This window comes from Bradyrhizobium sp. USDA 4353, from assembly GCF_054063215.1.
This window is the reverse complement of record NZ_JBSSGB010000001.1, coordinates 1,393,586-1,419,949: the sequence shown is the minus strand read 5'-3', so window position 1 is coordinate 1,419,949 and position 26,364 is coordinate 1,393,586. Positions and strand designations below refer to the sequence as shown.

Sequence of the window (26,364 nt, the reverse complement as noted above, 5' to 3'; positions counted from 1 at the left end):
GCGAGCGCAGCGGACGGTGGTCCAGACGGGACAGTGGCGATGAGTGGACAGATGTCGTGGTGGTCGCGCGCGGCTCTTGGTGTCTGTGCGGTCATCGCTTTCGTCCGGCCGGCCTCTGCCGACCCTCGTGCGGTGATTGAACTCTTCACCTCGCAGGGCTGCTCGTCCTGTCCGCCGGCCGACAAGCTGCTCGGTGACCTCTCACACGATCCCTCCGTGATCACCCTGTCCCTGCCGATCGATTATTGGGACTATCTCGGCTGGAAGGACACGTTGGCGGATTCGCGCTTCACGGCCCGGCAGCGCGCTTATTCACGGGCCCGCGGCGATCGCGAGGTCTACACCCCGCAGGCCGTGGTCAATGGCGCGGTGCATGTGATCGGCAGCGATCGCGAGGCGATCGAAGGGGCGATCGAGGATACAGGCCGCGGCGGCGCCGTGATGTCGGTGCCGGTCCGCCTGTCGATCGAAGGCCAGGAGCTGACCGTGTCGGTCGCTGCCGCCGATGAGCATGCGGCCCGTAAGCATGGCGAGGTCTGGGTCTGCTCGATCGCGCGCGTCGTTCCGATCCAGGTCGCGCGCGGCGAGAATGGCGGCCGGGAGCTGACCTACTACAATGTCGTCCGCAGTCTGATGAAGCTGGGCGACTGGACTGGGGCGTCGGCAAGCTGGAGCGTCCCGCTCGAGAAGATCGCCCGTGAGGGCGTCGATGGCGCCGTCGTCTATGTGCAGGACGGCAGCCGCGACCGGCCCGGCCTGATGCTCGGCGCGGCTCGCTCGGATCTGCCGTTGCTCACCCGGACGTCGGCGGCGAGCCGCGCTCCCGAGCGCTGAGCCCTTTCGCCCCTCATCTTCAAATTCAAGATGGCTTGATCGACGGCGCGACGCGTCCAGCTTCAGGGCTGACGCGCGTCGCAACATCGTCGCGCGAGCTCCCGCCCAAAAAGCAAAAGGACCAACTTGCGTTGGCCCTTTGCCATTACTTGTGAATAGACCCGATCCTGACGACCCCGGGGGGCTGGGGGCTGAGGAATCCGGAACCGAAAGGACCGGGCCAACGCACACGAATCTTATGCCTAAGGCCGGGGGCAGTCCCTGGGCGGAAAGGCGGCGCGATTATGATTCTGCTAACGATCCCGTGACGCTTGCGTGTTCGCGGAACTCGCGCATCTCTACGAAGCTGCCAAGTTCGGTCATGAAAACCGCCCCTTGCGGCTGACGCCGGTTGGCGCGATCATGTCACACAGATGACAGGAGGACGCTCATGAACCTCACGCCGGAGGATGCCGATCCCAGCGAGAACCGCGCGGCGGCGCGCAACGCGGCCGCAGCGCCGACCCGGGTGACGTTCGACCGTCTCGAGCTGAACCGCATCCTCAATCTCTACGGCCGCATGGTCGCCGACGGCGAGTGGCGCGACTACTCGATCGACTTCCTGCGCGACCGCGCGGTGTTCTCTGTCTTCCGCCGCGCCTCCGAGGTGCCGCTCTACCGGATCGAGAAGGATCCGCGGCTGGCGCGCAAGCAGGGCATGTACAGCGTGATCTCGGCGACCGGCCTGATCCTGCGCCGCGGCCATGAGCTGGAGCGCGTGCTGCTCGCGATCGCGCCGAAGCCGGCGCTGGTCTGACGCACGAGGCGACCCCGCTGTCACCCTCCCCTTGAGGGGGAGGGTCGGCTCAGATGCGCGAAGCGCATGTGAGCCGGGGTGGGGTGATCTCTCCGCTCGAACCGGTTTTCGCGGCTTCACCCCACCCCGCTCGCCCGCTTCGCGTGCGATCGACCCTCCCCCTCCAGGGGAGGGTGAGACTGAGATCGTGGCGCCCGTGGTCGTCATCATCGGAAAAGTTGCGACAATCCGCGCAGAGCAGCGGCGGAGGCGCTTCCACGGGATCAGAGCGCGCTCTGATCTGGTCCTCAGCGGTGCTCAGGCCGGGACGTCGCTGCTGCCGCTTCCGAGCGGCCGTTGCATCATGACCGTATCGAGCCAGCGGCCGAACTTCAGGCCGACGCTCGGATGGGTGCCGATCATCTGGAAGCCGCAGGCGGTGTGCAGTCCGACCGAGCCGGCATTGGCGGAGTCGCCGATCACCGCGATCATCTGGCGAAAACCGCGTTCCTCACACGCCGCGATCAACGCCCGCATCAAGCGCATGCCGATGCCGCGGCGTTGGCTGGCGGGCGCGAGATAGACGGAGTTCTCGACGGTGAAGCGATAAGCGGGCCGCGGCCGGTACGGCCCTGCATAGGCATAGCCCACCACCTCGCCATCCAGCACGGCGGCGAAATAAGGGAAGCCGCCGTCGGTCAGCGCCCGGAAGCGCCGGGTCATCTCCGCGAGATCCGGCGGATCGAGCTCGAAGGTGGCCGTGCCTTCGCGCACGGCCTGGCCGTAGATCGCGGTGATGGCGGGAAGGTCGGCCTCGGTGGTCGGGCGAATTTCGATGCTGGGCATGGCCAGACCATACCAGCGCGCGAAAGCGGTTCAACCTGCGCGGGGCATGGCTGCCGTTCGCAGAACGGGAGATCAACCGGTCGCCCCAGACGGCGTGCGGCACAAAAGAAAAGCCCCGGCACTGAGGCCGGGGCTTCGAAGGTCGCTCGTCGGAGCGATCAGATCAGTCGCGCTGTCCCAGCAACTGCAAGAGCAGCGTGAACAGGTTGATGAAGTTCAGGTACAGCGACAGGGCGCCGGTGATCGCTGCGCGCTCGGCGATGTCGCCGCCCGCGGAGGCGTAGCCGTAGATGTACTCGTTCTTCAGGCGCTGCGTATCCCAGGCGGTCAGGCCGGCGAACACGAACACGCCGATCACCGAGACGATGAACTGCAGCATCGAGCTCGCCAGGAACAGGTTCACGAGGCTCGCCAGCACGATGCCGATCAGGCCCATGAACAGGAACGAGCCCATGCCCGTCATGTCACGCTTGGTCGTGTAGCCGTACAGGCTGAGCGCACCGAAGGTCGCCGCGGTGATGAAGAACACCCGCACGATCGAGGTGTGGGTGTACACCAGGAAGATCGACGACAGCGAGATGCCCATCAAGGCCGAGAACACCCAGAACAGGATCTGCGCGGTCGACGGCGCCAGGCGGTTGATGCCGGCCGAGATCGCGAACACCATGACCAAGGGGGCCAGGATGAACAGCCACTTCAGCGGGCTCACGAACATCGCGTAGCCGAACTGCGTCAGATAGGCGTTGCCGAACTTGAACACGCCGGCTGCCGGATCGCCGGTCACCGACGCCATGTAGACGCCGAGCGCCGCGAGGCCGGTGATGGCCAGGCCGATGCTCATGTAGTTGTAGATGCGCAGCATGTAGGCGCGCAGACCGGCGTCGACGGTCGCGGCATCGGCGCGCCCGGCCACCCGGCCAAAGGGTGAAGCATAGTTGCGGTCTAGGTCCGACATGGTCGAATTCCCGTTGGTTGCCCGGCAGCCCGGTCCTGGCAGGACCCTTGGCCGGTTCTCGAAAAACCCTATCTCATCAACGCTGCCATCGATATTAAATTTGCGTCATCGGCAAATTCGCCATCTTTTCGCAGAGCTCTTTGGCAGCTTTCTGAGCCCATCCTTAAATGGGAAACTAGCATATTTGGTGCAAGCTTCCACGCGCGGCTGAATGTCGCTCCGCGCGCGTTTGGGCCGTGAAAAACCCGTTAACCGTGCGGCATGACCGCACAATAGCTCAAATGTCAGCGCGTCAAAGGTTCCTCAGAACCGTTGCCGGCTTCTGGTTCAGCGCCAGCAGCGTGCCGGCCAGGCCGAGGCCCACCGTCACCACCAGCGCGGCCAGCACCACCAGCGCGGCGCTGCCGGCCTGCCAGGCAAAGCTGAGCGTCATCAACCGGGTCACGATCAGCCAGGCGGAGATGGAGCCTGCGATCACGCCGAACGCAGCGGTGGCAAAACCGATCATCAGATATTCGAGCGCGTAGGCGCCGAGCAGCCGCAGCCGCGTGGCGCCCAGCGTCTTCAGGATGACGGCGTCATAGACCCGGTGACGGTGACCCGCGGCGAGCGCGCCGCCCAGCACCAGGATCGCCGAGATCAGCGTCACCGCGCTGGCGCCGCGGATCGCGAGCGCGAGGTTGGACACCACCGAGCCGACCGTCTCCATCACCTCCCGCACCCGCACGCTCGTCACCATCGGGAAAGCGTCGGCCACCTTGCGGATGACGCGGGCGTCCTCGGCCGCGTCGGAGCGTGCCTCGGTCAGCGTCGCCACGTGGGTGTGGGGCGCGCCCTTGAAGGCGTTCGGCGAGAACACCAGCACGAAGTTGATGCCCATGCCCTGCCAGTCGATCGTGCGCATGTTGCCGATCTTCGCCGTGATGTCGCGCCCGAGCACATTGACGACGATGTCGTCGCCGAGCTTGAGGCCGAGACCGTCAGCGATCCGCTTCTCGATCGAGACCAGCGGCGGGCCGCTGTAATTGTCGCCCCACCATTCGCCCTCGACGACCTTGGAGCCCTTCGGGATCTCGCCGGTATAGGTCAGGCCGCGGTCGCTCTGCAGCACCCATTCGGTGTCCGCGGACGCCTTGAGGTCCTCGGCGCGCACGCCGCGCGCGGAGACGATCCGGCCGCGCAGCATCGGCACGTCGTCGACGGTGGATTGCGGCGCCATGCCCTTGAGGAAGTCGCGGAAGCGGTCGGCCTCGCCGGAGGGCACGTCGATGAAGAAGAACGACGGCGCCTGCTCCGGCAGTTGCGCCAGAAACTGCCGCCGCAGATTGCCGTCGATCTGGGTGATGGTGACCAGCACCGCGAGCCCTAGTCCCAACGACAGCACGACGGACGGCGTCAGCGCACCCGGGCGGTAGATGTTGCTGACCGCGAGCCGGAGCATCGGGAAGCGGCTGCGCGGCACGGCTCGCGCGATCGCCATCACGACAGCCGCGATGCCGCGCAGCAGCACGAACACCAAAGCGGCGGCGACGACGAACACCGCGGCGATCTTCTTGTCGTACGACAGCCCGACGACGACGGCGATCAGCAGCGCGACGGTGCCGGCGATCAGCGCCAGATAGCTCCAGCGCGGCCGGTGCCATTCGGCGATGACAGCCTCGCGGAACAGCGCGGCCACCGGAACGTCGCGGACGCGCCCGAGCGGCCACAGACCGAACGCGAGCGCCGTGAGCAGGCCGTAGAGGAAGGACAGCGCCAGCTCGTCCGGGTGCACCGCCGGGATCACCGGCAGCGGCAGGATCTTGCCGAACAGCCCGACGATGGCGAAGGGCAGGGCGGCGCCAGCACAGAGTCCGATGATCGAACCGATCGTCGCCAGCACCATCACCTGGATCAAATAGATGCCGAACACGTCGCGGCTGGTGGCGCCGAGCGCCTTGAACGCCGCGATCACCTCGGTGCGGCGGTCGACATGGCTCTTCACGGCGTTGGCGACGCCGACGCCGCCGACCAGCAGTGCCGCGAGGCCGACCAGCGTGAGGAACTGGGTGAAGCGGCCGATCGTCCGCTCCAACTGCGGCGAGGCGTTGCTGCGGCTGCGGATCTCCCAGCCGGCGGAGGGCAGGGTCTCGCGGGTGTCGGCGATGAAGCGGGCCGCGGCGCGATCGTCGGTCGCGTTGTCCGGGAGCCGGACGCGATAGGTCCAGCGCACCAGGCTGCCGGGCTGCAGCAGCGGCGTGGCGCGTAAGGCTGCTTCGCTGATCAGGAAGCGCGGTCCGAGCCCGATGCCGCCGGACAGCTTGTCCGGCTCGGCCTGCAATGCGCTGCGGATCTGGAAGCGGACGGTGTCGATGCTGACGATGTCGCCGACCTTGATGTCGAGCCGGGCCAGCAGCGCCGGATCGGCGGCCGCGCCGAACACGCCGTCGCGCTCGGCCAGGAGGTCGGCGATCGGCAGGTCGGGCTGCAGCTCGGCCTTGCCAAGCAGCGGATAGGCGTTGTCGACCGCCTTGAGCTCGACCAGCGCCAGCTTGGAATCACCCGCCCGGACCATGGCCCGCAAGGTGGCTGCGAGCGAGACTTGCCCGCGTCCGCGCAAAAAGGCGATCTCCTCAGGCTTGGCCTCGCGCTGAAACAGCGAGAACGCGACATCGCCGCCCAGCAAGTTGCGGCCCTCGCGGACGAGGCCGTCATTGAGGCTTGCCGCTACCGAGCCGACGCCGGCGATGGCCAGCACGCCGAGCGCGATACAGGCGATGAAGACATAGAAGCCGCGCAGGCCGCCACGCAGCTCGCGCAGGGCGTAGCGCGCCGGCAGCGCCGCCATGCGGCGGCCGGGGAGCGGTTCGGAAAGTGTGCTCATGCGTCGGCGGTCTCGTGCACGCCGTCGGCCTCGATCCGTCCCGAGCGAAGCCGCACCACCCGGTCGCACCGGTGCGCCAGGCCGCTGTCATGGGTCACGAGCACGAGCGTCATGCCGCGCTCGGCATGCTTGGTGAACAGGAGGTCGACGATCTGCCGCCCGGTCGACTCGTCGAGATTGCCGGTCGGCTCGTCCGCCACAAGGATGGCCGGGTCGGGGGCGAGGGCGCGGGCCAGCGCCACGCGCTGCTGCTCGCCGCCGGACAACTGTGTCGGATAATGGTGCAGCCGGTGGCCGAGCCCGACCTGCTCCAGCTCGCGGGCGGCGCGCTCGGCGGCGCCGGAATGGCCGGCCAGCTCCAGCGGCACGGCGACGTTCTCCAGCGCAGTCATGGTGGGGATCAGATGGAAGGACTGGAAGACGATGCCCACCTGGCGGCCGCGGAACCGGGCCAGGGCGTCCTCGTCGAGGGCATTGAAAGCGGTGCCATTGACCACCACCTGACCGCTGTCAGGACGTTCCAACCCCGCCATCACCATCAGCAGCGTGGACTTCCCCGATCCCGAGGGGCCGATCAGGCCGATCGTCTCGCCCTGTCCCACTCGCAGGCTGATGTCCTTGAGGATATGAACCCGCGCCGCGCCGGTGCCGAGCGAGAGGTTGACGTTGGAGATGGTAATGGTGTCCGGCGCAGTGCCGGCCAAACGCGAGGTTTCGATGAGACTGTCCATGGCTCGGTCATATGGCAACTCCGCAAGCCGGGTCGAGGGGCGCGGACGCATCTTCGTGCACATACTCGTGTTGATGCTCGCCTTGATGACAGCCGGACCGGTGTTTGCCGCCGGTGACGCCATCAAGCCGATCAAGCTCGTCGTCCTCGGCGATTCCCTGAGCGCCGGCCTCGGCCTCTCGGCGTCGGATTCGTTTCCGTCCAAGCTGCAAAAGGCGTTGCAGGCCAACGGGCTGCCGATCGACCTCACCAATGCCGGGGTGTCCGGCGACACCTCCTCCGGCGGTCGCGACCGGCTCGACTGGTCGGTGGCCGACGGCACCGAGGCCGTCATCGTCGAGCTCGGCGCCAATGATGCCCTCCGCGGCATCGACCCCGCGGTTACGCGCAAGGCGCTAACCGAGATCGTCACCAGGCTGAAGGCGCGCGGCATTGCCGTCATGCTGTGTGGCATGCTGGCGCCGCCGAATTACGGCAGCGACTACGCCGCGAAATTCAACGCGATCTACCCCGATCTCGCCAAGCAGTTCGACGTCCCGCTCTACCCGTTCTTTCTCGACGGCGTGGCCGCCGATGCCAAGCTGAACCAGGCGGATGGCATTCATCCCACGGCTGCCGGCGTCGACATCATCGTCTCCCGGATGCTGCCTACGGTCGAAGCATTCCTGCGTCCGCTCCGTGGGCAATGAAGGAACGAAACCGTCAGCCGATCATTTGCGATAACCTTAAGGACCGGGTTTTCCGCAGGTTTTCACCGCGTTAACGTCCCCTCCGTCGCGGAGTCATATAAGTTCGGTAGGAATGTTGCATTGGCGATTCGTCGTCGATCACCTCGTCAAGGCATGATCTCGTCAATTTTCGAGATCAGCCTCCAGCATCGGGAGTCCTGAAACGATGCCGCGTCTGTTTACTGGACTGGAGATCCCGGCCGAAGTCGGCCAGACCCTCTCCACTCTGCGGGGTGGCCTTCCCGGCGCCCGCTGGATCGATCCCGAAAATTATCATGTGACATTACGCTTCATCGGCGACATCGACGGCGCCTCCGCCAACGAGATCGCGGCGATGCTGTGGCGGGTCAACCGCAAGCCGTTCGAGGTCACGGTGCAGGGCCTCTCCAGCTTCGGCGGCCGCAAGCCGCGCGCCGTGGTCGCCAACATCGCGCCGAGCCGGCCGCTGATCGAGCTGCAGGCGGAGCTCGAGCGGATGATGCAGCGGATCGGGCTCGATCCGGAGGGGCGCAAATTCGTGCCCCATGTCACGTTGGCGCGGCTGCATGATGCGTCGAGCCAGGATGTCGCCGATTATCTCTCGGTCCGTGGCTACTTTCCGAGCCGGGTGTTCATGGCCGAGCGCTTCGTGCTGTTCTCGTCCCGTGCGTCCACGGGAGGCGGCCCCTATGTCGTCGAGGACGCCTACGATCTGTGCGCCGCCTGAGGCCGCCGACCATCCTTAGCCTGCAACTAACGCGCATCGCCGTGTTTGCGTGCCATATACCACGATCCCACAGCCCCGCTGCATGGCGGCTTCCACCATTTGCGGATTGCATTTTCCGTTAGTCTCATGACCTAGAGTGGGCTCATGCTGTCCACGCCCTCAGACGCGTTCCGCGCGCAATATCAGTCGCTGGTCGACACCGGCGCGATCGAAGCCGACCCGGCCCAGGCCGAGGTCGCCGATGCCCTGGCCGCGCTTGAGCGCAGGCTTTCGACCTACAAGCCCGCGCGCAAGCAGAGCCTGTTCGGTCGCCTCTTTTCCGACAAGAGCGAGCCGCCGAGCGGCCTCTATGTCCATGGCGAGGTCGGTCGCGGCAAGACCATGCTGATGGACCTGTTCTTCCAGACCTGTCCGGTCGAGCACAAGCGCCGCGCGCATTTCCACGAGTTCATGGCCGAGGTGCACGAGCGCATCTATGGCTATCGCCAGAACATCGCGCGCGGCGAGCTCGCCGATGCCGACGTCATCGGGCTCACCGCGCAGGCGATCTTCGACCAGGCCTGGCTGCTCTGTTTCGACGAATTCCACGTCACCGACATTGCTGACGCGATGATCCTGGGACGGCTGTTCGCCAAATTGTTCGAGCTCGGCACCGTGGTGGTCGCGACCTCCAACGTCGCGCCGGAGGACCTCTACAAAGGCGGCCTCAACCGCGCGCTGTTCCTGCCCTTCATCAAGCAGATCGCCGACCACATGGACGTGGTGCGGCTGGACGCGCGCACCGACTTCCGGCTCGAGAAGCTCGCCGGCGTGAAGATGTGGCTGGTGCCGGCCGACGTCGATGCGCGCGCCGCGCTCGACAAGGCCTGGGGCAGGCTGACCGGCAACGCCCGCTGCAAGCCGCGCGACATGACGATCAAGGGACGCATCCTGCACGTCCCGTGCTCGGCCAACGGCGTCGCCCGGTTCGGATTTGCGGACCTTTGCGAAAAGCCGCTCGCGGCGTCCGACTATCTGCGGCTCGCGCACGACTATCATACGATCCTGATCGACCACGTTCCGGTGATGGACTTTGCCGAGCGCAACGCCGCCAAGCGCTTCATCACCTTGATCGATACGCTCTACGACAATGCCGTGAAGCTGATCGCCTCGGCCGAGGCCGACCCGATCTCGCTCTACGTGGCGACCGAAGGCATCGAGGCGATGGAGTTCAAGCGCACCTCCTCGCGCCTGATCGAGATGGGCTCGGAGTCCTATCTGGCCTTGCCGCACGGCCGGAAGGACTCGGCGGCGTCCGGGACTTCTACGGGACTGGTCGAAACCTGACAAACACCGCTTTCTCCGGCAGCGCCCGGCGTCGGGCACACAGCCGCGAAAAGGCCACGTCAATCATGCTGAAAGGATCATCAGCAGCCGTCGTCCGGTCCTGATCGAAATCAAGGCACGCCCGCCAATTGGCCATAGCGTGACTTGAACGGCCCGGGCGAAAGGGATAACCACCCACTCGACTTTTCAACCTCCCTCACCCCTTCGGGTTAAAAGGAAATTTGCCATGGCGCGCGACAAGATTGCTTTGATTGGCTCCGGTCAGATCGGCGGAACGCTGGCTCACCTCGTCGGCCTCAAGGAGCTCGGCGACGTCGTGATGTTCGACATTGCCGAAGGCGTCCCGCAGGGCAAGGCGCTCGATATCGCGCAGTCCTCGCCGGTCGACGGCTTCGATGCTCACTACACCGGCGCCAACTCCTACGAGGCGCTCGACAACGCCAAGGTGTGCATCGTCACCGCCGGCGTGCCGCGCAAGCCGGGCATGAGCCGCGACGATCTGCTGTCGATCAACCTCAAGGTGATGGAGCAGGTCGGCGCCGGCATCAAGAAGTACGCCCCCGACGCCTTCGTCATCTGCATCACCAACCCGCTCGACGCGATGGTCTGGGCGCTGCAGAAGGCCTCGGGCCTTCCGGCCAAGAAGGTCGTCGGCATGGCCGGCGTGCTCGACTCCGCCCGCTTCCGCTACTTCCTGGCCGATGAGTTCAACGTCTCGGTGGAAGACGTCACCGCCTTCGTGCTGGGCGGCCATGGCGACACCATGGTGCCGCTGACCAAGTACTCCACCGTTGCCGGCATCCCGCTGCCCGACCTCGTCAAGATGGGCTGGACCTCGCAGACCCGCATCGACGAGATCGTTGATCGCACCCGCAATGGCGGCGCCGAGATCGTCAACCTGCTCAAGACGGGCTCGGCCTACTACGCCCCGGCCGCCTCGGCGATCGCGATGGCCGAGAGCTATCTGCGCGACAAGAAGCGCGTGCTGCCTTGCGCCGCCTATCTCAACGGCGAGTTCGGCGTGAAGGACATGTATGTCGGCGTGCCCGTCGTCATCGGCTCGAAGGGTGTCGAGCGTATCGTCGAGATCGAGCTGGCCGGCAAGGACCGCGAGGCGTTCGACAAGTCGGTCGCCGCCGTGCAGGGCCTGGTCGACGCCTGCAAGAAGATCGCGCCCGACCTGCTCGGCCGCTGAACGTAATCGGGCGGGCCTCTGACCCGCCCGATCGAGTTGCAGGACGCTTGGTATATGGTATACCAAGCGTCCTGTTTTAATGGATCCGGCAGTCACCCCATCGCGGGTTCGGGGAGCAACCACTTATGAACATTCACGAATATCAGGCCAAGGCACTGCTGCACGAGTTCGGCGTGCCGATTTCCAAGGGCGTGCCGGTGCTCCGTCCGGAGGACTCCGATGCCGCGGCGAAGACGCTCGGCGGTCCGGTCTGGGTCGTGAAGAGCCAGATCCACGCCGGTGGCCGTGGCAAGGGCAAGTTCAAGGAAGCCTCGGCCGGCGACAAGGGCGGCGTCCGCCTCGCCAAGTCGATCGACGAGGTCAACGAATTCGCCAAGCAGATGCTCGGCGCGACGCTCGTCACCGTGCAGACCGGCCCGGACGGCAAGCAGGTCAACCGCCTCTACATCGAGGACGGCTCAGATATCGACAAGGAATTCTATCTGTCGCTGCTGGTCGATCGCGAGACCTCGAAGGTCGCGTTCGTGGTGTCGACCGAAGGCGGCGTGAACATCGAGGACGTCGCGCACAGCACCCCTGAGAAGATCATCACCTTTTCGGTCGATCCGGCCACCGGCGTCATGGGCCATCACGGCCGCGCCGTCGCCAAGGCGCTCAAGCTCACCGGCGACCTCGCCAAGCAGGCCGAGAAGCTGACCACCCAGCTCTATACCGCGTTCGTCGCCAAGGACATGGCGATGCTCGAGATCAACCCGCTGGTCGTGACCAAGCAGGGCCAGCTCCGCGTGCTCGACGCCAAGGTGTCGTTCGACTCCAACGCGCTGTTCAAGCACCCGGAAGTCGTCGCGCTGCGCGACGAGACCGAGGAGGACGCCAAGGAGATCGAAGCCTCGAAGTACGACCTCAACTACGTCGCGCTCGACGGCACCATCGGCTGCATGGTCAACGGCGCCGGCCTCGCCATGGCGACGATGGACATCATCAAGCTCTACGGCATGGAGCCCGCCAACTTCCTCGACGTCGGCGGCGGCGCCAGCAAGGAGAAGGTCGCGGCGGCGTTCAAGATCATCACCGCCGACCCGAACGTGAAGGGCATCCTGGTCAACATCTTCGGCGGCATCATGAAGTGCGATGTCATCGCCGAGGGCGTCGTGGCCGCGGTGAAGGAAGTCGGCCTGAAGGTGCCGCTGGTGGTGCGCCTCGAAGGCACCAATGTCGATCTTGGCAAGAAGATCATCAGCGAGTCCGGTCTGAACGTGCTGCCCGCCGACAATCTCGACGACGCCGCGCAGAAGATCGTCAAGGCCGTCAAGGGAGGCTGAGCGCCGGTTCAGGCGCTCGCTTATTCCTCACCGCAACGCTGTTTAGAGAAAGCACGATGTCCATCCTCATCGACAAAAACACCAAGGTCATCTGCCAGGGCTTCACTGGCAAGAACGGCACCTTCCACTCCGAGGCGGCGATCGCCTATGGCACCAAGATGGTCGGCGGCACCTCGCCGGGCAAAGGCGGCTCGACCCATCTCGGCCTGCCCGTCTTCGACACCGTCAAGGAGGCCCGCGAGGCTACCGGTGCCGACGCATCCGTGATCTACGTGCCGCCGCCGGGCGCAGCCGACGCGATCTGCGAGGCGATCGACGCCGAAGTGCCGCTGATCGTATGCATCACCGAGGGTATCCCGGTGCTGGACATGGTCCGCGTCAAGCGCTCGCTTGTGGGCTCCAAGTCGCGCCTGATCGGGCCGAACTGCCCCGGCGTGATGACCGCCGGCGAATGCAAGATCGGCATCATGCCGGCCAACATCTTCAAGCCCGGCTCGGTCGGCATCGTATCGCGCTCCGGCACGCTGACCTATGAGGCGGTGTTCCAGACCACCTCCGAGGGTCTCGGCCAGACCACCGCGGTCGGCATCGGCGGCGACCCGGTCAAGGGCACCGAGTTCATCGACATGCTAGAGATGTTCCTGGCGGATCCCAAGACCGAGTCGATCATCATGATCGGCGAGATCGGCGGCTCGGCCGAGGAGGACGCGGCGCAGTTCATCAAGGACGAAGCCAAGCGCGGTCGGAAGAAACCGATGGTCGGATTCATCGCCGGCGTCACCGCCCCTCCCGGCCGCCGCATGGGCCATGCCGGCGCGATCATCTCGGGCGGCAAGGGCGATGCCGGCTCGAAGACGGCCGCGATGGAAGCGGCTGGTATCACGGTGTCTCCGTCCCCGGCCCGCCTCGGCAAGACGCTCGTCGAAAAGTTGAAGTCCTGATTCAGGGTTTAGTACTTTTCGGGGCGCATCTTTACAAAGAATAAGGTAAACCGTCCTAACCCGAGCCTGACCCCTTCCACGGGGTCAGGCATTGCGCCGTTTTCATTGGGCGCATCGAAATTACCAGGACGCTACCATGTCTCGCCAAGATGCGAACGCCGCCTTCGCCCTGTCGTCTTTTCTGCAGGGCACCAATGCCACCTACATCGATGAGATCTACGCCCGCTACGAGAAGGACCCCGCCTCGGTCGATCCGGAGTGGCAGGAGTTCTTCAAGAGCCTGAAGGACGCGCCGGCCGACGTTCAGAAGAACGCCTCGGGCCCCTCCTGGGCGCGCAGCAACTGGCCGGTCTCCCCCCGCGACGAGCTGACCTCCGCGCTCGACGGCAATTGGGCGGTGGTCGAGAAGAAGGTCGGCGAGAAGATTGCGGCGAAGGCGCAGACCAAGGGCGTCGAATTGTCGCCGGCCGACGTCAACCAGGCCACCCGCGACTCTGTCCGCGCGTTGATGCTGATCCGCGCCTACCGCATGCGTGGCCATTTCCACGCCAAGCTCGATCCGCTCGGCATCGAGGCGCCGCGCAACCGCGAGGAGCTCGATCCGCGCTCCTACGGCTTCACCGAGGCTGATTACGACCGCAAGATCTTCCTCGACCACGTGCTCGGCCTTGAATACGGCTCGCTGCGTGAGATCGTCGCCATCTGCGAGCGCACCTACTGCCAGACGCTCGGCGTCGAGTTCATGCACATCTCGAATGCGGCGCAGAAGGCCTGGATCCAGGAGCGCATCGAGGGGCCGGACAAGGAAATCTCGTTCACCCGCGAGGGCCGTCGCGCCATCCTGCAGAAGCTGGTCGAGTCCGAGGGCTTCGAGAAGTTCTGCGACGTCAAGTTCACCGGCACCAAGCGCTTCGGCCTGGATGGCGGCGAGTCGCTGATCCCGGCGCTGGAGCAGATCATCAAGCGCGGCGGCAATCTCGGCGTGAAGGAGATCGTCTTGGGCATGCCGCATCGCGGCCGCCTCAACGTGCTCACCCAGGTCATGGGCAAGCCGCATCGCGCGCTGTTCCACGAGTTCAAGGGCGGCTCGGCCAACCCGGACGCCGTCGAAGGCTCAGGCGACGTCAAGTATCACCTCGGCGCCTCGTCGGACCGCGAGTTCGACGGCAACCGCATCCATCTGTCGCTGACCGCCAACCCGTCGCATCTCGAGATCGTCGACCCCGTGGTGCTCGGCAAGGTCCGCGCCAAGCAGGACCAGCACGGCGATCCGCCGGATATGCGCAACTCGGTGCTGCCGCTGCTGATGCACGGTGACGCCGCCTTCGCCGGCCAGGGCGTCGTGGCCGAGTGCTTCGCGCTGTCGGACCTCAAGGGTTACCGGACCGGTGGCTCGATTCATTTCATCGTGAACAACCAGATCGGCTTCACGACCTATCCGCGCTATTCGCGCTCGTCGCCCTATCCGTCCGACGTCGCCAAGATGATCGACGCGCCGATCTTCCACGTGAACGGCGACGATCCGGAAGCGGTGGTGTTCGCGGCCAAGGTCGCGATCGAGTTCCGGCAGAAATTCCACAAGCCGGTCGTCATCGACATGTTCTGCTATCGCAGGCACGGCCATAACGAGGGCGACGAGCCCGCGTTCACCCAGCCGGTGATGTACAAGAAGATCGCCGGCCACGCGACGACCCTGGAGCTCTACTCCAAGCGCCTGGTTGCCGAAGGCGTGATGACCGAGGGCGAGGTCGACAAGGCCAAGGCCGATTGGCGCGCCCGTCTCGACGCCGAGTTCGAGGCCGGCACCTCCTATCGTCCGAACAAGGCCGACTGGCTCGACGGCAAGTGGGCGGGCCTCAAGTCCGCCGACCAGGAAGAGGAAGCGCGCCGCGGCGTCACCGGTGTCGAGATCGACCGCCTCAAGGAGATCGGCCGCAAGATCACCAAGGTGCCGGACGGCTTCCGCCTGCACCGCACGATCCAGCGCTTCCTGGAGAACCGCGCCAAGGCGATCGACAGCGGCATCGGCCTCGACTGGGCCACGGGCGAGGCGCTGGCCTATTGCTCGCTCCTGCTCGAGGGCCACAAGGTGCGGCTGTCCGGCCAGGACTGCGAGCGCGGCACCTTCTCGCAGCGCCATTCGGTGCTGATCGACCAGGAGGACGAGAGCCGCTACACGCCGTTCAATCATCTGGCGAGTGAGCAGGGCCATTTCGAGGTCATCAACTCGCTGCTGTCCGAAGAGGCCGTGCTCGGCTTCGAATACGGCTATTCGCTCGCCGAGCCGAATGCGCTGACCCTGTGGGAGGCGCAGTTCGGCGACTTCGCCAACGGCGCGCAGGTGCTGTTCGACCAGTTCATCTCGTCGGGCGAGCGCAAATGGCTGCGCATGTCCGGCCTCGTCTGCCTGCTGCCGCACGGCTATGAGGGCCAGGGTCCGGAGCATTCGTCGGCCCGCCTCGAGCGGTACTTGCAGATGTGCGCTGAGGACAACATGCAGGTGGTCTATCCGACCACGCCGGCGAACTACTTCCACGTGCTGCGTCGTCAGCTGCATCGCGAGATCCGCAAGCCGCTGATCGTGATGACGCCGAAGTCGCTGCTCCGCCACAAGCGGGCGGTGTCGCGGCTCGAGGAGCTGGCCAAGGGCACGACGTTCCACCGCATCCTGTACGATGACGCCCAGATGCAGGCGGACGACAAGACCAAGCTGGTGCCGGACGACCAGATCCGCCGCATCGTGCTGTGCTCCGGCAAGGTCTATTACGACCTCTACGACGAGCGCGAGAAGCGCGGACTCAACGACATCTATCTGATGCGCATCGAGCAGCTCTATCCGGTGCCGCTGAAGGCGCTGGTCGCCGAGCTCGGCCGCTTCAAGAACGCCGAGGTCGTCTGGTGCCAGGAAGAGCCGCGCAACATGGGCGCCTGGCACTTCATCGAGCCGTATCTCGAATGGGTGCTGAACCAGACCGGGGGCAAGAGCAAGCGTCCGCGCTATGCCGGCCGCGCCGCGTCGGCTGCGACCGCCACGGGCCTGATGTCCAAGCATCTCGCCCAGCTGAAGGCGCTGCTCGACGAAGCCTTGAACTGAACCTGCCTTTGAAGGCGCCTCGCAACTCTTGCGGGGCGCAAGTACCAGTCCATCGCGTTGATCGTCCGTACCGCATCGCTTGCGCGCCGCAAGGCGATGGCGGACGGGCTTTATGACCGCACGGGGTTATTGAGGATAAAGACCATGACTGACATTCGCGTTCCGACGCTCGGTGAATCCGTCACCGAGGCCACCATCGGCCGCTGGTTCAAGAAGGCGGGCGACGCCGTCGCCGTCGACGAGCCGCTCGTCGAGCTCGAGACCGACAAGGTGACCATCGAGGTGCCCGCGCCGTCGGCCGGCACGCTCGGCGAGATCATCGCCAAGGACGGCGAGACCGTCGCCGTCGGCGCGCTGCTCGGCCAGATCAATGATGGCGCCGTCGCCGCCAAGCCGGCCGCTGCTGCGCCCGCGCCGCCTCCGGCGAAGCCCGCCGCGGCTCCTGCTCCGGCGCCCGCTCCCGCCAAGACGCTGCCGGCCGATACGCCGCAGGCTCCGTCGGTGCGCAAGCTCTCCGCCGAGAGCGGCGTCGATGCCACCACCGTTCCCGGCTCCGGCAAGGACGGCCGCGTCACCAAGGGTGACATGCTGGCCGCAATCGAGCGCGCCGCCTCGGCGCCGACCCCGGTCAATCAGCCGGCCGCGGCCGTGCAGGTCCGCGCACCGTCGCCGGCCGACGATGCCGCGCGCGAGGAGCGCGTCAAGATGACCCGGCTGCGCCAGACCATCGCGCGCCGCCTCAAGGATGTGCAGAACACCGCGGCGATGCTGACGACCTTCAACGAGGTCGACATGACCAACGTCATGGCGCTGCGCAGCCAGTACAAGGACGTGTTCGAGAAGAAGCACGGCTCCAAGCTCGGCTTCATGGGCTTCTTCACCAAGGCCGTGGTGCAGGCGCTGAAGGATATCCCGGCCGTCAATGCCGAGATCGACGGATCAGATCTGATCTACAAGAACTACTACCACATCGGCGTCGCCGTCGGCACCGACAAGGGCCTGGTCGTGCCGGTCGTGCGCGACTGCGACCACAAGTCGATCGCCGACATCGAGAAGGGCATCGCCGATTTCGGCCGCCGTGCCCGTGACGGCCAGCTCAAGATCGACGAGATGCAGGGCGGCACCTTCACGATCACCAATGGCGGCATCTACGGTTCGCTGATGTCGACCCCGATCCTGAACGCGCCGCAGTCCGGCATCCTCGGCATGCACAAGATCCAGGAGCGGCCGGTGGTCGTCGGCGGCAAGATCGAGGTCCGCCCGATGATGTATCTGGCGCTGTCGTACGACCACCGCGTCATCGACGGCAAGGAAGCCGTGACCTTCCTGGTGCGCGTCAAGGAGAGCCTGGAAGATCCGGCGCGGCTCGTTCTGGATCTCTGAGCGGATCGCGCTGTGTCGGATGAAGCCGCAGCTCGACCTCCCTGGATGCCGGCGGATGATTCCGACGGCACCCCGCCTGATTGGGATCAGGAGGAAGCGGACGGCTTCGTCGGCCAGCTCGTTCTCGTCGGCATCACCTATGTCGAACCCGACGGGGAGACCGTGACGTCGCAAGTTCAGGCGTGGGGCCGCATCGTCAGTGCCACGCCTCAGGGCATCTCGATCACCTGCGAAGGCAAGACATGGGAAGGGCAAACCATGACATTGCCGCCCGACTTGCAGGCTTTCCAGCCGGCAAGTCCCGGACGCTACACATTGGGCTCCACGGGCGAGACGGTCACCGATCCCGATCTCACGACGAGATGGACGATAACCGAAGCGGCTAGATCCTAGGAGGTAATCATGACCGACAGGGTTGCAGTGATCACCGGCGGCAGCCGCGGCATCGGGCGCGCCACCGCCATCGCCGCCGCATCGCGTGGCTTCAAGATCGTGGTCGGCTACGCCTCGAACGAGGCGGCGGCGCAGAGCACGGTCGCGGCGATCGAGGCCAAGAACGGCAAGGCGATCGCGGTGAAGTGCGACGTCGGCCGCGAGCATGACATCCTCGCTTTGTTCAAGGCGGCCGACAAGTTCGGCACGCTCGGTGCGCTCATCAACAATGCCGGCATCGTCGGGCCGACGACGCGCGTCGACGAGATGAGCGCCGAGCGCATCGAGCGCTTGATGGCGGTCAATGTCACCGGCAGTATTCTCTGCGCAAGAGAGGCCGTGAAGCGGATGTCGACGCGGCATGGCGGGCAGGGCGGTGTGATCATCAACCTGTCGTCGGTTGCTGCCAAGCTCGGCTCGCCGAACACCTATGTCGACTACGCCGCCTCGAAGGGCGCGATCGATTCCTTCACGATCGGCCTCGGCCACGAGGTCGCCAATGAAGGCATTCGCGTCGCCGCGATCAGGCCCGGCCTGATCGATACCGAAATTCACGCCTCCGGCGGTGAGCCCGATCGGGCGCATCGTCTCGCTCCCAACGTGCCGATGAAGCGCGTCGGCACGGCGGAGGAAATCGCCAATGCCATCGTCTGGCTGCTGTCGGACGAGGCCTCCTATGTCACTTCGGCCATTCTCGACGTGTCGGGCGGACGCTGACGACCGTCGTTATCTCTGACTTCAAAGCTTACGGAACATTCGATCATGGCTACTTACGATCTCGTCGTCATCGGCACCGGCCCCGGTGGTTATGTCTGCGCCATCCGCGCAGCGCAGCTCGGCATGAAGGTGGCGGTGGTCGAGAAAAACGCGACCCTCGGCGGCACCTGCCTCAACGTCGGCTGCATGCCCTCGAAGGCGCTGCTGCACGCCTCGGAGCTGTTCGATGAGGCCGGGCACTCCTTCGCCAAGATGGGCATCAAGGTCTCGAAGCCCGAGGTCGATCTGCCGTCGATGATGAGCTTCAAGCAGCAGGGCATCGACGGCAACGTCAAGGGCGTCGAGTTCCTGATGAAGAAGAATAAGATCGACGTGCTCGCGGGCCGGGCCAAGATCCTCGGCACCGGCAAGCTGCAGGTTGCGGGCAACGATGGCGCCACGCAGACCGTCGAGACCAAGAACATCGTCATCGCCACCGGCTCGGATATTGCGCGGCTCAAGGGCATCGAGATCGACGAGAAGCGCATCGTTTCCTCGACCGGCGCGCTGGCGCTCGACAAGGTGCCATCCAGCCTGCTCGTGGTCGGCGCCGGCGTGATCGGCCTCGAGCTCGGCTCGGTGTGGCGCCGCCTCGGCGCCAAGGTCACCGTGGTCGAATTCCTCGACCGCATCCTGCCCGGCATGGACCTCGAGATCGCCAAGCAGTTCCAGCGCATCCTCGAGAAGCAGGGCTTTGCCTTCAAGCTCGGCGCCAAGGTCACCGGCGTCGATACATCAGGCGCAACGCTCGCGGCGACCATCGAGCCGGCGGCCGGCGGTGCGCCTGAGAAGATCGAAGCCGATGTCGTGCTCGTGGCCATCGGCCGCGTGCCGTATACGGAGGGCCTCGGCCTGCAGGAGGCGGGCGTGGTGCTCGACAATCGCGGCCGCGTGCAGATCGATCACCACTTCGCGACCAGCGTGCCCGGCGTCTACGCCATCGGCGACGTCGTCGCCGGTCCGATGCTCGCGCACAAGGCCGAGGACGAGGGCGTGGCCTGCGCCGAGATTCTCGCCGGCCAGGCCGGCCACGTGAACTATGACGTGATCCCCGGCGTGGTCTATACGACGCCCGAAGTGGCCTCGGTCGGCAAGACCGAGGAGGAGCTGAAGCAGGCCGGTGTCGCCTACACCGTCGGCAAGTTTCCGTTTACCGCGAACGGCCGCTCCAAGGTCAACCAGACCACTGACGGCTTCGTGAAGATCCTCGCAGATGCGAAGACGGATCGCGTGCTCGGCGCCCACATCATCGGCCGGGAGGCTGGCGAACTGATCCACGAAGCCGCCGTATTGATGGAGTTCGGTGGCTCCGCCGAGGATCTGGCACGCACCTGTCACGCCCATCCGACCCGCTCGGAGGCCGTCAAGGAAGCCGCACTTGCAGTGGCCAAGCGTGCCATCCACATGTGATCGACACCCGGTAGCGTGATCGGCAGGTGCGACAAAATGGCCTGCCGGCCGCGTTGAACCAATTGGCAAGCTGCGAGGTCGCAATGTCATGGCGGCCTCGCTGCTGAGGCCGGGGCCGAGATGGAGTGCCATGCTGCGCCGCCTGCTTCAGCCGTTCTGGGTCCTGCTCGCGATCATCTTCCTGATCGAAGCTTGGCTGTGGGACCATCTCGAGCCGATCGTGGCGCGGATCGTCGCCGCGATCCCGCTGCGCCATGTGAAGCACTGGCTCGCCGCGCGGATCGAGACGCTGTCGCCGCCGCTCACCCTGGTCGTCTTCCTCGTACCGGTGGTGCTGCTGTTTCCGCTCAAGCTGGTCGGCATGTGGCTGTTGATGCACCACCAGTGGAAGCTGGCGCTGGTCACGATCATCTTCGGCAAGATGGTCGGCGTCGGCATCACCGCGTTCATCTTCGACGTCACGCGCGCCAAGCTGCTACAGATGGGCTGGTTCGCCTGGCTCTATGAAGCTGTGCTGACGTTGCGCCGCAAGGCGGCCGAGCTGGTCGATCCGGTCAAGCAGCGCATCCGCGAGGTCATCAGCGACCTGCTCCGCGCCAACACCAGCGGCTGGTCGTCCCGCGTGGTCCGCCAGATCCTGCGCTTCCGCCGCAGCGTGCAGGCGCGCTGAGGGCGGTCGCCGCGCGAAGCCGCGACGCGGCGAAGGCCCGGGCATCCCATGTCGTTCGCAGAATGCCGAACAGCGTGGATGGCCGGGACAAGCCCGGCCATGACGATGTGGCGACAGACGGCGTCCCCGGCCTCAATGCAGATGCAACAGATGCGGCTCGAACAGCCCGAGCGCAGTCATGGCGATGCCGACCAGCGCCAGCGCGCCGGAGGCCCAGGCCAACACCATCATGCCGGTGATGATTGTCGCCGACGCCAGCACGATGCCGATCTGGAAGGCGGCCGAGGCGAGCTCGTAATGGTGATACTTTGCCGTGGCGAGGTCGCGCTCCTCCTCGGCGTGCTTGGCGCGGGCGGCGAGCTGCTCGCTGCCTTCGCCGGTCTCCGGCTCCGAGCGGTAGCGCGCGGCGTTCTTCTGCCAGTCGTCGATCTGCTTCTGCAGGCTGGCCTTGGTGGCCTCGTCGGGCAGCGCCGGCAGGTTCAGCTTGCCCTGCTCGGCGGCGGTCTGCACCACCGTGCGCCGCACGGTCTTGGCCTGGAAGAACGCCCAGAGGTTCGACGCCTCGACGTTCTTGCTGATCGATTCGGTCTGCGCGCCCTTCGCCAAGGTCTCGGCAAGCGCCAGGAACAGCGCGATGACCGAGATCAGCAGCGCGATCTTCTTGTTCGAGCCCGACGCGTGCTCGGCGTGCTCCGCATGCTCCATGCTTTCATGTGCGCCCATCTGTTCCCCTCCGGATCGACTGCCGCGACGATTGCCGCAACCGCCGTGGTCGCGCAAGGGAAACGATGTGACGAAAAGGTGTCAGCGCCGCGGGTGCGCCGAGGCGTAGACCTGCAGCAGCCGCTCCGAATCGATCCCGGTATAGACCTGCGTGGTCGACAGCGAGGCGTGGCCGAGCAGCTCCTGGATCGCGCGCAGATCGCCGCCGCGCGACAACAGATGCGTCGCGAAGGAATGCCGCAGCGCATGCGGCGTCGCGCTGTCGGGCAGGCCGAGGGCGCCGCGCAGCCGCTCCATCGCTAGCTGGATGATGCGCGGGCTGAGCGGGCCGCCCTTGGCGCCGAGAAACATCGGGCCGTCGGCCGGGAGCGGGTAGGGGCAAAGCTTGGCGTATTCATCGATCAGCGCGAGCACGTTCTGCAGCACCGGCACCATACGGGTCTTGTTGCCCTTGCCGGTCACGATCAGCACGTCGCCTTCGCCGGGACGTGGCACCTCGCGGCGCTTCAGGCCGAGCGCCTCGGAGATGCGCAGGCCGGAGCCGTAGAGCAGCGCCATCACGGCGGCGTCGCGCGCCAGCACCCAGGTCTCGCGGGCCTCGCCGGCGCGTTCGTCGGCGTCAGCGAGCCGCTTGGCGGAGTCCATCGGCAGCGGCTTCGGCAGGCTTTTGGCGATCTTCGGCGCGCGCACGCCGGAGAGGGCGCCGACCTTGCCTTGGCCCTCGCGCTCCAGGAAGCGGCCGAACGAGCGCAGGCCGGCCAGCGTCCGCATGAGGGAGCGTCCGGCGATGTCGTCGGCGCGGCGCATCGCCATGAAGGCTCTGATGTCGGCGGCCTCCAGCGCGGCGAAGCGGGCGAGCGTGACGGGCTCGCCCCAGTGGGTGCAAAGGAATTGCAGGCATTGCCGGACGTCGCGGGCGTAGGCCTCGACCGTCTTCGGAGACAGCCGCCGCTCGCTGCGTAGATGGGCCAGCCATTGCATCATCGCGCGGACCACGCCCTCGTCGGCGCCGATGAGGTCGGGGAGCTCGGGCGCGTTGTCAGTCTCTTTTGCGGTCTTTGCCATTGATCGCGCACACCTGCCGCTTCATCGTCCTCATGATGTCGATCGAACCGGCGGCGACGTGCGCGGTGCACCCTCTCCCCTTGTGGGAGAGGGTGGCTTCGATGCGGAAGCATCGAAGCCGGGTGAGGGGTCTCTATCCGCGGAGACAGACCCCTCACCCGGCGCGAATCTCGCTCCGCTCATTCGCGCCACCCTCTCCCACAAGGGGAGAGGGTGCACCGCCGACGCCGAAAGTGCTCGACCTCATCTCATGACGATCCCATATATCCCATCCCCGACCTTTACCGTTCGCTAACTTTGCCGGGCGGCTTTCGCTTCCGTCCGAGCAAGGCTATCTCCGCCCGCATGAACCGCCCGACCGATCTCTTTCCAGGTGCCACCAGCACGGCCGGCGTGGTCGATGTGCTGGTTCCGGTCGCGCTCGATCACACCTACTCCTATCGCGTGCCGCGCGGCATGGCGCTGAAGCCGGGCGACGTCGTCGGCGTGCCGCTGGGCCCGCGCGAGGTGCTGGCGGTGGTGTGGGCGGAGAACGCCAATCCGGATCCGCGGCTGCACAACCGGCTCAAGGACGTCAGCGAGAAGCTCGACGTGCCGCCGCTGAAGCCCGAGTTGCGGTCGCTGGTCGATTGGGTCGCCAATTACACGCTGTCGCCGCGCGGCATGGTGCTGCGGATGTGCCTGCGCATGGGCGAGCATCTCGGCCCCGAACGTGTCCGTCTCGGCGTCCGTCTGGTCGGCGAGCCGCCGAAACGGCTGACGCCGGCGCGACGGCGGGTGATCGAGGCGGTGTCGGACGGCCTGCTGCACGGCAAGTCCGACCTCGTCCGCGAGATCGGCGTCTCCGGCAGCGTGATCGACGGCCTGGTCGACGAGGGCACGCTGACGGTCGAGGCGATGCCGCGCGCGCTGTCGCCGCCCACCCCAGACCCGTCCTTCGCCCAGCCGGAGTTTTTCGACGCCCAGCTCGCCGGCGTCGAGGCGATGCGGGCCCTGGCCGCCTATGGCGGCTTCCAGGTCGCGCTGCTCGACGGTGTCACCGGCTCCGGCAAGACGGAAGTTTATTTTGAGGCGGTGGCCGAAACTGTCCGGCGCGGCCGGCAGTCGCTGATCCTGATGCCGGAGATCGCGCTGACCGGGCAGTTTCTCGACCGCTTCTCGCGCCGCTTCGGCGTGCGTCCCCTGGAATGGCATTCCGAGCTGACGCCGCGGACGCGCCAGCGCAATTGGGCGGCGATCGCCGCCGGCGAGGCGCCGGTCGTGGTCGGCGCGCGCTCGGCGCTGTTTCTGCCCTATGCCGATCTCGGTCTCGTCGTCGTCGATGAGGAGCACGACCAGGCCTACAAGCAGGACGAGGGCGCGCATTACCACGCCCGCGACATGGCCGTGGTGCGCGGCCACATCGCCAAATTCCCGGTCGTGCTGGCCTCCGCCACGCCCTCGGTCGAGACCGAGGTCAATGCCCGCAAGGGCCGTTACCAGCGCGTGGCGCTGCCGTCGCGCTTCGGCGGCCAGCACATGCCGCATATCGAGGCCATCGATCTGCGCCGCGAGCCGCCGCCGCGCGGCCGCTACATCTCGCCGCGGCTGGCAGGCCATATCCGCACCGCGATCGAACGCGGCGAGCAGGCGCTTTTGTTCCTGAACCGCCGCGGCTATGCGCCGCTGACCCTGTGCCGCGGCTGCGGCCACCGCTTCGCCTGCACCATCTGCGACGCCTGGCTGGTCGATCACCGCTTCCGCCAGCGGCTGGTCTGTCATCACTGCGGCTTCTCGATGCCGCGCCCGATCGCCTGCCCGAACTGCTTCGCCGAGGAGTCGCTCGTCGCCGTCGGCCCCGGCGTGGAGCGGTTGCAGGAGGAAGCAGCGGCGCTGTTTCCGGACGCGCGCAGCATGGTGCTGTCCAGCGACCTGATCACCTCGATCGAGACGATGCGCGCCGAGCTGACGGAGATCGCGGAAGGCAAGGTCGACTTGATCATCGGCACCCAGCTCGTCGCCAAGGGCCACAATTTCCCGCGGCTCAATCTGGTCGGGGTCGTCGATGCCGATCTCGGCCTCGGCAACGGCGATCCGCGCGCCGCCGAGCGCACCTGGCAGCTGCTGAACCAGGTGATCGGCCGTGCCGGCCGCGAGCAGGGCCGGGGCCGCGGCTATCTGCAGACCCACCAGCCCGAGCATCCCGTGATGAAGGCGCTGATCGCCTGCGATCGCGAGGCGTTCTACACCAGCGAGATCGAGGCGCGCGAACGCACCGGCTATCCGCCGTTCGGCCGGCTGGCGAGCCTGATCATTTCGGCCGGCGACCGGCCGACGGCGGAAGGGTTTGCAAGACGGCTGGTGGCGTCAGCGCCGCAAGAAGAGGGCGTGCTGCTGCTCGGCCCGGCCGAGGCGCCGCTGGCCGTGATCAAGGGCCGCTACCGTTTCCGGCTGCTGCTCAAGTCGGCGCGCAATTTCGATCTGTCGGATTACTTGCGCCACTGGCTGGCGCATGCCGAGAAGCCCAAGGGCAATCTCAAGCTCGAGGTCGATGTCGACCCGCAGAGCTTCTTGTAGCGGGTGGCACCGCCCTCTCCACCGTCATTGCGAGGAGCGCAGCGACGACTTGTCCGCCATAGCCCGAAGGGCGACGGCGGACGCAATCCAGAGTCCCGACGAGGCTCCTGGATCGCGTCGCTGCGCTCGCAATGACGTGCGGATAGATGGGTGGCTTACGACACGACCTCGGCCGTCACGCGGCCGACGCCGGAGCGGGTCAGGCCGATGGCGCGGGCGGCACCGGTCGAGAGGTCGAGCACGCGGCCGCGGATGAACGGACCACGATCATTGACGGTCACGATGACACTGTTGCCGCCATGGGTGACGCGCAGCTTGGTGCCGAACGGCAGCGAGCGGTGGGCGCAGGTCATGGCGTTGGCGTTCATGCGCTGGCCGGAGGCGGTGCGGCTGCCGGACTCGTTGCCGTAGTACGACGCCATCCCGGAGAAGCTGCGGCCGGTGCCGGACGTCGGCGCGACCGAGGCGTTGGAATTCATCCAGGACGAGTTGTTCGACCAGCCGTTCGAAAAGGAGTCTGCCGCGGGCTGAGCGGCCTGGCGCGCGCCGTGATGATGATGGTGGCGCGCATGGTGATGATGGTGATGCCTGGAGCGGGCCGAGGCTTCGGTGGTGGTGCCGCCGACGATGAGCGTGACGGCAACGGCGAGCGCGGTACGCGAGCCGGCGATCTTGCCAGCCGAGAGGTTCTTCAGTTTCAGCATCTAGATCAGTCCCTCGAAACAGTATTGCTGCGTTCTGCAGCCAGTGGACCCCCGTCAGGTGTTGAGGCGCGCGCCGTTTGATGGCGCAATGAGGCGCGAATGGGGCAGTAGAAATTGTTCCGTTCGTCTCGGATTATCTTTGGCGCCGTGTCGTTCATCACGGAAAATTCCGTAATCCGACAGTTTAACACTTCATTAACTTCTTAATACTTGCGCTTACTGTCGAGTTAAGTCCTCATTGAGCTTGATTGCCTCTTGACAAGTAATACCGGTCAAAGCGGGCGATCCACGCCCAACCCTACTCCAGCACCATGCAAGGCCAAACGGGCATAGCGGCCATGCAGCAACAG

Annotated in this window: 22 protein-coding genes; 15 read left to right on the top strand and 7 right to left on the bottom strand. The window is 66.1% G+C overall.

Annotated features, from left to right (window positions below; all coding sequences use genetic code 11):
- The first annotated feature begins 51 nt into the window (after positions 1–51).
- Both ACVILH_RS06280 and ACVILH_RS06275 read left to right on the top strand, forming a co-directional pair.
- Entirely contained in the window at positions 52–834 is a 783-nt protein-coding gene (locus ACVILH_RS06280; protein ID WP_456716885.1) for a DUF1223 domain-containing protein, read from the top strand.
- Positions 835–1,264: 430 nt separating this feature from the next.
- Positions 1,265–1,630, top strand: coding sequence for a DUF2794 domain-containing protein (locus ACVILH_RS06275; RefSeq protein WP_006609304.1), 366 nt, complete (start codon positions 1,265–1,267; stop codon positions 1,628–1,630).
- Between the two features lie 297 nt (positions 1,631–1,927).
- On the opposite strand, the gene ACVILH_RS06270 is transcribed toward ACVILH_RS06275, so the two are convergent.
- From ACVILH_RS06270 to ACVILH_RS06255, 4 genes are all read right to left on the bottom strand, one after another.
- Positions 1,928–2,455: an N-acetyltransferase family protein gene (locus ACVILH_RS06270; RefSeq protein ID WP_456712121.1), complete on the bottom strand. Its 528-nt coding sequence runs from the start codon at positions 2,453–2,455 to the stop codon at positions 1,928–1,930.
- A gap of 163 nt (positions 2,456–2,618) precedes the next feature.
- A complete protein-coding gene (locus ACVILH_RS06265; protein WP_250172563.1) occupies positions 2,619–3,410 on the bottom strand; it encodes a Bax inhibitor-1/YccA family protein in 792 nt (263 codons plus the stop codon).
- Between the two features lie 292 nt (positions 3,411–3,702).
- Positions 3,703–6,273: an ABC transporter permease gene (locus tag ACVILH_RS06260; protein WP_456712120.1), complete on the bottom strand. Its 2,571-nt coding sequence runs from the start codon at positions 6,271–6,273 to the stop codon at positions 3,703–3,705.
- Positions 6,270–7,004: an ABC transporter ATP-binding protein gene (locus ACVILH_RS06255; RefSeq protein ID WP_456712119.1), complete on the bottom strand. Its 735-nt coding sequence runs from the start codon at positions 7,002–7,004 to the stop codon at positions 6,270–6,272. The genes ACVILH_RS06260 and ACVILH_RS06255 overlap by 4 nt, the downstream gene beginning before the upstream one ends.
- A gap of 55 nt (positions 7,005–7,059) precedes the next feature.
- Here ACVILH_RS06255 and ACVILH_RS06250 point away from each other — a divergent pair, with 55 nt between their 5' ends.
- The 12 genes from ACVILH_RS06250 (at position 7,060) to ACVILH_RS06195 (ending at position 20,966) form a co-directional block, all read left to right on the top strand.
- Complete coding sequence (locus tag ACVILH_RS06250; RefSeq protein ID WP_456716884.1) at positions 7,060–7,692, top strand: arylesterase; 633 nt, start codon at positions 7,060–7,062, stop codon at positions 7,690–7,692.
- Positions 7,693–7,897: 205 nt separating this feature from the next.
- Entirely contained in the window at positions 7,898–8,437 is a 540-nt protein-coding gene (thpR, locus tag ACVILH_RS06245) for an RNA 2',3'-cyclic phosphodiesterase (protein ID WP_008964385.1), read from the top strand.
- Between the two features lie 144 nt (positions 8,438–8,581).
- Entirely contained in the window at positions 8,582–9,763 is a 1,182-nt protein-coding gene (gene zapE, locus ACVILH_RS06240; protein ID WP_456712118.1) for a cell division protein ZapE, read from the top strand.
- Positions 9,764–9,989: 226 nt separating this feature from the next.
- Positions 9,990–10,958 (top strand): malate dehydrogenase, encoded by a 969-nt coding sequence (gene mdh, locus ACVILH_RS06235; RefSeq protein ID WP_456712117.1) that lies wholly within the window; start codon positions 9,990–9,992, stop codon positions 10,956–10,958.
- 125 nt (positions 10,959–11,083) lie between these two features.
- Positions 11,084–12,280 carry an ADP-forming succinate--CoA ligase subunit beta gene (gene sucC, locus ACVILH_RS06230; protein WP_456712116.1) on the top strand — a complete coding sequence of 399 codons (1,197 nt, stop codon included), beginning with the start codon at positions 11,084–11,086 and terminating at the stop codon, positions 12,278–12,280.
- A 56-nt stretch (positions 12,281–12,336) separates the two neighbouring features.
- Positions 12,337–13,221, top strand: a complete 885-nt coding sequence (gene sucD / locus ACVILH_RS06225; RefSeq protein WP_009031544.1) for a succinate--CoA ligase subunit alpha — start codon at positions 12,337–12,339, stop codon at positions 13,219–13,221.
- A 136-nt stretch (positions 13,222–13,357) separates the two neighbouring features.
- Positions 13,358–16,315, top strand: a complete 2,958-nt coding sequence (locus tag ACVILH_RS06220) for a 2-oxoglutarate dehydrogenase E1 component (RefSeq protein ID WP_456712115.1) — start codon at positions 13,358–13,360, stop codon at positions 16,313–16,315.
- A gap of 144 nt (positions 16,316–16,459) precedes the next feature.
- On the top strand, positions 16,460–17,698 hold the full coding sequence (gene odhB / locus ACVILH_RS06215) for a 2-oxoglutarate dehydrogenase complex dihydrolipoyllysine-residue succinyltransferase (RefSeq protein WP_456712114.1): 1,239 nt from the start codon (positions 16,460–16,462) through the stop codon (positions 17,696–17,698).
- A gap of 12 nt (positions 17,699–17,710) precedes the next feature.
- Complete coding sequence (locus tag ACVILH_RS06210; RefSeq protein WP_456712113.1) at positions 17,711–18,091, top strand: hypothetical protein; 381 nt, start codon at positions 17,711–17,713, stop codon at positions 18,089–18,091.
- Between the two features lie 9 nt (positions 18,092–18,100).
- Positions 18,101–18,847 (top strand): SDR family oxidoreductase, encoded by a 747-nt coding sequence (locus tag ACVILH_RS06205; RefSeq protein WP_456712112.1) that lies wholly within the window; start codon positions 18,101–18,103, stop codon positions 18,845–18,847.
- A gap of 45 nt (positions 18,848–18,892) precedes the next feature.
- On the top strand, positions 18,893–20,296 hold the full coding sequence (gene lpdA, locus ACVILH_RS06200) for a dihydrolipoyl dehydrogenase (protein ID WP_456712111.1): 1,404 nt from the start codon (positions 18,893–18,895) through the stop codon (positions 20,294–20,296).
- Positions 20,297–20,426: 130 nt separating this feature from the next.
- Positions 20,427–20,966 carry a hypothetical protein gene (locus tag ACVILH_RS06195; RefSeq protein ID WP_456712110.1) on the top strand — a complete coding sequence of 180 codons (540 nt, stop codon included), beginning with the start codon at positions 20,427–20,429 and terminating at the stop codon, positions 20,964–20,966.
- 132 nt (positions 20,967–21,098) lie between these two features.
- On the opposite strand, the gene ACVILH_RS06190 is transcribed toward ACVILH_RS06195, so the two are convergent.
- Positions 21,099–21,689: a DUF4337 domain-containing protein gene (locus ACVILH_RS06190; RefSeq protein WP_456712109.1), complete on the bottom strand. Its 591-nt coding sequence runs from the start codon at positions 21,687–21,689 to the stop codon at positions 21,099–21,101.
- Positions 21,690–21,770: 81 nt separating this feature from the next.
- Entirely contained in the window at positions 21,771–22,754 is a 984-nt protein-coding gene (locus ACVILH_RS06185; RefSeq protein ID WP_456712108.1) for a tyrosine recombinase XerC, read from the bottom strand.
- Positions 22,755–23,099: 345 nt separating this feature from the next.
- Here ACVILH_RS06185 and ACVILH_RS06180 point away from each other — a divergent pair, with 345 nt between their 5' ends.
- Entirely contained in the window at positions 23,100–25,310 is a 2,211-nt protein-coding gene (locus tag ACVILH_RS06180) for a primosomal protein N' (protein WP_456712107.1), read from the top strand.
- Positions 25,311–25,465: 155 nt separating this feature from the next.
- Here ACVILH_RS06180 and ACVILH_RS06175 read toward each other — a convergent pair whose 3' ends face one another.
- Positions 25,466–26,014, bottom strand: a complete 549-nt coding sequence (locus ACVILH_RS06175) for a septal ring lytic transglycosylase RlpA family protein (RefSeq protein ID WP_456712106.1) — start codon at positions 26,012–26,014, stop codon at positions 25,466–25,468.
- Positions 26,015–26,364: the final 350 nt, after the last annotated feature.

Coding starts and splice junctions, on each gene's coding strand:
- ACVILH_RS06180 (WP_456712107.1), top strand. CDS start 23,100: ATGAACCGCCCGACCGATCTCTTTCCAGGTGCCACCAGCACGGCCGGC.
- ACVILH_RS06175 (WP_456712106.1), bottom strand. CDS start 26,014: ATGCTGAAACTGAAGAACCTCTCGGCTGGCAAGATCGCCGGCTCGCGT.
- ACVILH_RS06265 (WP_250172563.1), bottom strand. CDS start 3,410: ATGTCGGACCTAGACCGCAACTATGCTTCACCCTTTGGCCGGGTGGCC.
- ACVILH_RS06270 (WP_456712121.1), bottom strand. CDS start 2,455: ATGCCCAGCATCGAAATTCGCCCGACCACCGAGGCCGACCTTCCCGCC.
- ACVILH_RS06190 (WP_456712109.1), bottom strand. CDS start 21,689: ATGGGCGCACATGAAAGCATGGAGCATGCGGAGCACGCCGAGCACGCG.
- ACVILH_RS06280 (WP_456716885.1), top strand. CDS start 52: ATGTCGTGGTGGTCGCGCGCGGCTCTTGGTGTCTGTGCGGTCATCGCT.
- ACVILH_RS06275 (WP_006609304.1), top strand. CDS start 1,265: ATGAACCTCACGCCGGAGGATGCCGATCCCAGCGAGAACCGCGCGGCG.
- ACVILH_RS06195 (WP_456712110.1), top strand. CDS start 20,427: ATGCTGCGCCGCCTGCTTCAGCCGTTCTGGGTCCTGCTCGCGATCATC.
- ACVILH_RS06205 (WP_456712112.1), top strand. CDS start 18,101: ATGACCGACAGGGTTGCAGTGATCACCGGCGGCAGCCGCGGCATCGGG.
- ACVILH_RS06255 (WP_456712119.1), bottom strand. CDS start 7,004: ATGGACAGTCTCATCGAAACCTCGCGTTTGGCCGGCACTGCGCCGGAC.
- ACVILH_RS06185 (WP_456712108.1), bottom strand. CDS start 22,754: ATGGCAAAGACCGCAAAAGAGACTGACAACGCGCCCGAGCTCCCCGAC.
- odhB (WP_456712114.1), top strand. CDS start 16,460: ATGACTGACATTCGCGTTCCGACGCTCGGTGAATCCGTCACCGAGGCC.
- ACVILH_RS06260 (WP_456712120.1), bottom strand. CDS start 6,273: ATGAGCACACTTTCCGAACCGCTCCCCGGCCGCCGCATGGCGGCGCTG.
- thpR (WP_008964385.1), top strand. CDS start 7,898: ATGCCGCGTCTGTTTACTGGACTGGAGATCCCGGCCGAAGTCGGCCAG.
- sucC (WP_456712116.1), top strand. CDS start 11,084: ATGAACATTCACGAATATCAGGCCAAGGCACTGCTGCACGAGTTCGGC.
- ACVILH_RS06220 (WP_456712115.1), top strand. CDS start 13,358: ATGTCTCGCCAAGATGCGAACGCCGCCTTCGCCCTGTCGTCTTTTCTG.
- zapE (WP_456712118.1), top strand. CDS start 8,582: ATGCTGTCCACGCCCTCAGACGCGTTCCGCGCGCAATATCAGTCGCTG.
- mdh (WP_456712117.1), top strand. CDS start 9,990: ATGGCGCGCGACAAGATTGCTTTGATTGGCTCCGGTCAGATCGGCGGA.
- lpdA (WP_456712111.1), top strand. CDS start 18,893: ATGGCTACTTACGATCTCGTCGTCATCGGCACCGGCCCCGGTGGTTAT.
- sucD (WP_009031544.1), top strand. CDS start 12,337: ATGTCCATCCTCATCGACAAAAACACCAAGGTCATCTGCCAGGGCTTC.